Origin of the sequence: Aeromonas schubertii (genome assembly GCF_000820105.1) — a bacterium.
GTDB lineage: Bacteria > Pseudomonadota > Gammaproteobacteria > Enterobacterales > Aeromonadaceae > Aeromonas > Aeromonas schubertii.
This window is the reverse complement of sequence record NZ_CDDB01000003.1, coordinates 1-6,611: the sequence shown is the minus strand read 5'-3', so window position 1 is coordinate 6,611 and position 6,611 is coordinate 1. Positions and strand designations below refer to the sequence as shown.

At 45.2% G+C, this 6,611-nt stretch carries 6 protein-coding genes and 1 pseudogene; all 7 read right to left on the bottom strand.

The window, feature by feature from the left end:
• Positions 1-26 precede the first annotated feature (26 nt).
• Positions 27-236 carry a contractile injection system protein, VgrG/Pvc8 family gene (locus tag BN1133_RS20555; protein WP_160327882.1) on the bottom strand — a complete coding sequence of 70 codons (210 nt, stop codon included), beginning with the start codon at positions 234-236 and terminating at the stop codon, positions 27-29.
• A 178-nt stretch (positions 237-414) separates the two neighbouring features.
• Positions 415-1,317 (bottom strand): hypothetical protein, encoded by a 903-nt coding sequence (locus tag BN1133_RS19935; protein WP_153006673.1) that lies wholly within the window; start codon positions 1,315-1,317, stop codon positions 415-417.
• Positions 1,318-1,336: 19 nt separating this feature from the next.
• On the bottom strand, positions 1,337-2,020 hold the full coding sequence (locus BN1133_RS19460; RefSeq protein WP_160327883.1) for a lysozyme: 684 nt from the start codon (positions 2,018-2,020) through the stop codon (positions 1,337-1,339).
• 227 nt (positions 2,021-2,247) lie between these two features.
• Positions 2,248-2,400 (bottom strand): annotated as a pseudogene (locus BN1133_RS19455) (alpha-amylase family glycosyl hydrolase); the annotation flags it as partial.
• 201 nt (positions 2,401-2,601) lie between these two features.
• The gene (locus tag BN1133_RS19930) at positions 2,602-3,114 is read right to left on the bottom strand and encodes a M949_RS01915 family surface polysaccharide biosynthesis protein (protein WP_153006674.1); all 513 of its coding nucleotides are present in this window, start codon (positions 3,112-3,114) and stop codon (positions 2,602-2,604) included.
• A complete protein-coding gene (locus BN1133_RS19450) occupies positions 3,111-4,781 on the bottom strand; it encodes a TIGR02594 family protein (protein ID WP_082177853.1) in 1,671 nt (556 codons plus the stop codon). The genes BN1133_RS19930 and BN1133_RS19450 overlap by 4 nt, the downstream gene beginning before the upstream one ends.
• Positions 4,778-6,611 (bottom strand): type VI secretion system tip protein TssI/VgrG (gene tssI, locus BN1133_RS01265; RefSeq protein ID WP_050664756.1); only part of this gene is annotated, 1,834 nt, incomplete at its 5' end. The genes tssI and BN1133_RS19450, both read right to left, overlap by 4 nt.

The following is a 6,611-nucleotide window of genomic DNA, read 5'->3' as shown; positions in this document are numbered from 1 at the left end:
CAAATTCACTATGCCACTACATGCCACTACAAGCAGAGCACTACGCCCCTGTCAAAATGGTGGGTGTCCCAGAACTCATCAAACTCGTGGAAGTAGAAGAGCCCCTCTTCGGCGGCGAGGCGGTTCACAAACGCCAGATCGCTTTTAAGATTTAAGGACACCCACCATTCTGCTGCAGGCTGATCTGACGTGAGCGGGCGATGGTCATGGCGAGTTCCTCGCCAGTGATGCTGCAAGTCCAGCAGAGTGCTACGCCCCTGTCAAAATGATGGGTGTCCAAGAATCCTCCACGTGAGCGGGCGATAGTCATGGCAAGTTCCTCGGCAATGAGGCCTCAAGTCCAGCAGAGCGCTACGCCCCTGTCAAAATGGTGGGCGTCCAAGAATCCTCACCTTCGCCAGAATCTTGCTAATATCAATCTGGTGAACTATTTATTTCTATTTTTGTCAACCCACTATTTTCTTCAAAATAAACTTGTGTTTCTCCGCCCTCCATAGAACTAAGCAACTGAATAGAATTCTTTGTCGGCATCGTATACGCTATAGACATTTCACCTGATTTATTATTATTTTTTGAAGGTGTAATTGTAAACTTATTATTTTTTTTACTACGAAAATGCGAGATCACATCTTTATAACTAGGTAGGAGAGAGCCCCATCCGCTACCGTCATTTAAGCTATGTACATAAAACTGCTGGTATGCAGAATCTAGAGAGCCATTATATATACAACGATCGTTTCTTTCATAATCACCATCGTTATCTCGAATGATAGTACAGATTATATCACCAATTTTGTATTTTTCTTTATCATAGATAGGTTCTTGCAAGCCTTTACTGTTAGAGTTGGAAGTATAGATGACATTCCACCCATTATTATAGAAAATAAGATCACTTCCAATTTTTATAGCAAAACGGTACAGAAACTCACATTCACTCCCTCCATCAAGCAATGGCTCAGAACGTGTTATAAAGTCAATTTCATCATCTTGTACTCCTTTGTATTCTCCATTATCACCAGCGCTTTCTCTTACATGATGAATGCTATCTAAATCAGATTGCCCTCTTTTTTTAGGAAGATCAGAGCGCATATTCACTTTACAAATCCCAGGAATAGAAAGAACCCCCCTATCCAATATAATCTTGCTATGTAACATCGCCTCCTGTAGTGCAATGTTTTTACTCTCAGATAAAGTCAAATTACCAATTGACTCTGGCGTGCTATTTTTACTTGAAATTTTTTTAAAAAAATACTCATTGGCATAACTATCAGATACAAAAAAAAACAAGCTCAAAATTATGCCTAGATAAATCCTCATGGAGTCACCCTCTAAGATACTAGTGCGTAGAATCATATACATTGTTTAAAAAAATATTATTTTCTGCTTTACGCCGTTTCACTAGGCCCTTTTCACCACCATTGGTAATATCAAGAAATTCTTTGGCCATTCCTTCATAATCCCTATTAACTATACTCTGTCGTAATTTAGGATCCTTGCCAATAATGGGTGAAAGAAAATTAGCCCCTGTATTGAACAGCAGACTAACAAATGCATCAAATTCATTCTGTGACAGGTCAATTTTTACATCTCTGGCTACTGCTAGCTCAAATTCAGCCAGATCATCTCTGAATATTCCAAGAGCCATTTCCTCATCTATCCCATGTGCAAAGTGACTAGGGGTAGAAATGTCCTCACAGCGTTGCTTTTCGATCAAGTGACCATATCCAATAGTACAATAACCTTTAGAATCATTATAGGGAATATGCTTACCATCTTTGATTTCAGTACTTTCCCAAGCTTTGATAAAAGCGATCCCTTGTGCTGATGTTTTCCATTCAGCGGCCGGCTTGCGGATAGTACTTTTGTTTTCGTCTCTCCCAAAACTATTATGATAACCTTCTTTTAAAACGTCTATTGCATCAACAAGATCTTCGCGACGTTGATAAGGGATAATGCCTCTATTTGTCAATGGTACTTTTAAATCACGACCAGCCTGACCAGAATATACCTCAACATGCAAGATTTAAGGACACCCACCATTCTGCTGCAGGCTGATCTGACGTGAGCGGGCGATGGTCATGGCGAGTTCCTCGGCAGTGATGCTGCAAGTCCAGCAGAGTGCTACGCCCCTGTCAAAATGATGGGTGTCCCAGAATCCTCCACAGAGCTCCCATTGTGGGTGACCCAGAATTTCTCAGCATTTTCCCGCAAAGCGCTACGCCCCTGTCAAAATGGTGGGTGTCCCAGAATTTCGTCAACCACCCACAGGCGTCGATGCTCGTAACTCTGGCCCGAATGAGCATCTTCCCCGCACAGAAAGGCCCGCCGCACACAGCGGCTCACCACGTGGTAGTAGGGCGTATCCTGCAGGCTGATTTGACGTGAGCGGGCGATGGTCATGGCGAGTTCCTCGGCAGTGATGCTTCAAGCCAAGCAGGCCATTATGCCTCTGTCAAAATGGTGGGTGTCCCAGAATCCTCTCAGAATCCTCATCCCAGAATCCTCACTGCCGCGTCGTCGGCAAACACCACCCGGTGCTTGCCGGCTTCGAGCTACGCCCCGATCAAAATGGTGGGTGTCCCAGAATTACGTTCAATGCAATCATTCTTTATATTTTCGCAATGAAAAAATACGCCATTTTGAAAGCATATAATCCATAAGTTCCTTTTTCCTCTTTAAATTAACGCTTGGTGACGGACCATTTTCCCCGCCAAATACTCCCTCTGGCGTCATAATCGCTTCCTCTCCACGTAACGCATACTTCTTTCCATCTTGGAAAGCAAAATATTTGATATTATATGGTTCGATCCCACCTACGCAGCCTATTTTGTAGGCAAACAACAGCGTTGAAAGATTGTTGATATTTTTATATTCGACAGAACTATCAATCAATGAGATTTCTGCATCAGTTTCACATTTATGCACATAATCATGAATTTTAAATTCGACGTTATTATTGTATCTACCTTCAGATAGCAGTTCCAAATTATCACCGTTCTGATTAACAAGGAATGAAAACATAAAGACATCATTTCCACTCCCCCACAATTTTTCATATGAAAAAGCTGGCATTGATGCAGAGATAAACAGAAAAACGAAAATTAATCTAATCATCTTGTACCTTCATTCTTCACTGTTGCGCGATTAATTGATAAGTTTTTATTCAAGTCATCGACACTATATTTTTTAAGTCTCACCGTCTTTGATTTATCATACATTTTCGAGTAGGCGACAGGGATGAAATATTTCATTTTATTAAATGGAGAAAATTTTATTGTGTTCCCTTGATTACCACCAAGCCCAATTATTGCGCCTTTATCATTGACACCGTAAACAAATGTCGCATGACTCCCATTACTTGCAATGCAACCATACACTGGTGTATCAACTTTCTTGAAATTTACTCCATCCTCTATAAACGATCGAGCCCTAAATGAATTTTTTGATTTAGGATAGCCTACTTGTTGAAGACAATAATTGACAAAAGATGCGCACCACGCATTCTCTGTTCCGACCAAGCTCTTCAACCATTTATGCCCTGTTAAAACATGATAATTTGTATCTTTTGTTATAATACTTTCATCTTTCCCAGCCCACTTTTTTGCCTCTGATAATGCAATCTGCATCCATGGTGCCTCTTCTGTCATAACAGGGATTGTGGCTATTGGCTTCCCCTTGCTATCTCGAGTTGATTCTACATTTACAGTTGCGACTAGCTTGGATTTTTTTTGACTGCCATCAGTATTAATTTGTGTAATTGCGTTAGTTTTATGTGTTTTGGGTAAGGCCGATGGAGCCTTTCTAACTTCGGCCCCTGTTTCTGCTTCAGGTAAAATCCAAATTTTCTGACCAGGATATATTCGTGCAGGATCTTTTATACCATTGGTTTCTGATATGACACTCACACTAGTTTTAAATTTCGCAGCTAGCGCCCAGAGAGAATCACCAGATCTAATTGTATATTGAAACTTTTTACGCTCTGGAAATATTTGTCCTTGAGGAGGTTCAACAGGCCTAGTTTTAGCTTTAGCTATAACACCACTGAATATCGACAATATATTTTTTGCTGGTCCAACAGGATCTATAGATATTAATTTTTTCTCCGCACCATTCTTGATATCTGAAATATAGAGCTCTATTGCATTTGAAAAAATGTGATGTGGTATAACAGGAAGTCTACCATATGAATCTGTGATAAGCTTTTTTTCTTTACCATTACTTTTTAATTTTACAACTTGCCCACTGATTGGTTTTACTCCATCAGATAATGTTATTTGGCTAAGTTTGGTTTTTATTTCTTTCCGTGTTTCTTGCTCGTTATGATATCCCTCTATTTTCTCTATCGCAAGCGCCACATTATTTAACTCAGACTCATTTAATGAGTTAATTATGCGATCGCCAGAAACACCTGACAAACGCTCCAGGTCAGAAATATATTTTGATGTGTTATTCTCATGTGCTGGTGCGTAAGATTTAATCCCTATCTCTACGGTCTTATCACCATGCATTCTGCGCAAATTAGCTTTTAACTCAGAAAATCCGATTTCATAAGTTGGGAATATTAGGAAATATCCATTACTTTTCGTTTTTGCAAACCCGATATGGGTCTTAACCTTCTTCGGGGATGGTTTTCCATTAACCATCTTGGGTCTAAGATTACCTGGATTATTAGTTCTCCAAGGTAATGTGCCGCCCTGCCGTAACAAGCACTCACCTTGGGCATTCTGATATTGAGCTGTTTTTGTTTTGCCATCATAGTGACAAGTTATCCATAAACTCATGACTCGGCCCCTTTAATCGACTCATCATTACCCCAAAAATCAATCAAGCCATCAGCATCATCTTCCAACTTTGTAAAATAAAAATCATCAACTTCACTCCAATCAATATCCTCATCGTTGACTTCATCTTGACCATAAATAGGTAGCCCCCATGATAGCTCTTCGTTTTCCCATGTAAGTTCACCTACATAAAGTGTCATTTCTTGTGGGTCACCATCATGCACATAAATAGGCAATTTACCATCTTCACCAATACGACCAGAGGATATAGTGTTATCTTGTGCATCTTTAATCAGATACATCTCTCCGCAAAAAACATCCCCCAGCAAAACATTCGCGTGCTCTGCAGTGAAGCGCAACGCATTTTTTTGGAAAGCGCCTTCTCTGGGAAGAACAATATCCTGCAATTTCTTTGGATCTATAGGCATTTTCCCCCCCCACCCCGAGCCCGATCCCGCGCTGCCACCTGCGTTCAGGTTGATAGCGGGACCGACCAGCTTGATACCACTCGGGTCTACTTTGACAAAGCTGCCCCCCCCCTTGAGGGTGATCTCAGAGCCTGCTTCCAGTACCAGCTTCTCCCCCACCTTGATGTGTACCTCGGAGCCCGCCTCCACCAGCAGCGACTGCCCCAGCTTCTGGTGCAGGCTGGCATCGACCGTCAGCGAGTAGTCCGCCTTGATCTGGTCGCGCTTCTCACCCTCCACCGTCAGGTGGTCGTTGGCCTTGATGCGGGTCACCCGCTCATTGTCGATATCCCGATGCTCATCGTGTTTGATGTGCCAGGCCACGTCGTTTTCAATGAGTGCGTTGAGATCCTTCTGACCGTGGATATAGATCTCTTCCTGCCCCGCCTGGTCTTCGAAACGCAGCTCGTTAAAGCCCTCACCCTGGTGGGTCTCGGTGCGCAGCACGGTGCGGGTCTTGTTGGCCGGAAGCGGGTACGGCGGCCGGTTGGTGGCGTGATAGGTACGCCCGGTGATAATCGGCTGGTCCGGATCCCCTTCCAGAAAACTCACGATCACCTCGTGGCCGATGCGCGGGATGGCCATCATGCCGTACTGGCCGCCGGCCCAGCCCTGGCTCACCCGCACCCAGCAGGAGCTCTGATCGTTGCTCTCGCCATAGCGGTCCCACGGGAATTGCAGTTTGACCCGGCCGTGCTCGTCGCAGTAGATCTCTTCCCCCTCGGGGCCCACCACGGTGGCGATGTGCGGCCCGTCCACCATGGGCTTGTGGGGGATCTGCGGGCGCCAGGTGGTGCTCGCCTTCACCACCCCAAACTCGTTGTGATAGACGGTCGGGCCGCTGCCCCCCTCCTCTTCCAGGGCCTGGGGCTGCTCGCCGGTGTGGCTGATGTGCACTATCTGCCAGTCGCAGTTCAGGCTGGCGTTCGGGTGCTCGGTGAGCGAGAAGAACTGCCCCGGCAGCAGCGCGGCACTGTTGGACTTGCCGCTACCGCTGACTGCGTCATTGCGCAGGGCATCGAGGCGGTGTTGGACGAAGGCCTTGCCACTCGGGTCCTCTTTGAAGCGCCCCGGATAGTCGAAGTGCTGGTAGGTATCCCGTTGATGGTCGAGCTCGCTGCCCGCCTTCTTGTGGCTAAGGGCATAGGCCGGGGTCTTGAAGCTGTAGTCTTTGAGCTCCACATCGCTTGGACGCACCGCCTCCCGATAGTGGAACTGGCGCACATAGGGGCCCTGCTCCAGCGAGCGGTTGCCGAGGTTAAAGAAGAGCGCCGGGCCGGCAGTCACCGCTGCGGCATCGTCGGCAAAGATGATGCGGTGCTTGCCGGCTTCAAACTCGTGAAAGTAGAAGAGCCCCTCTTCG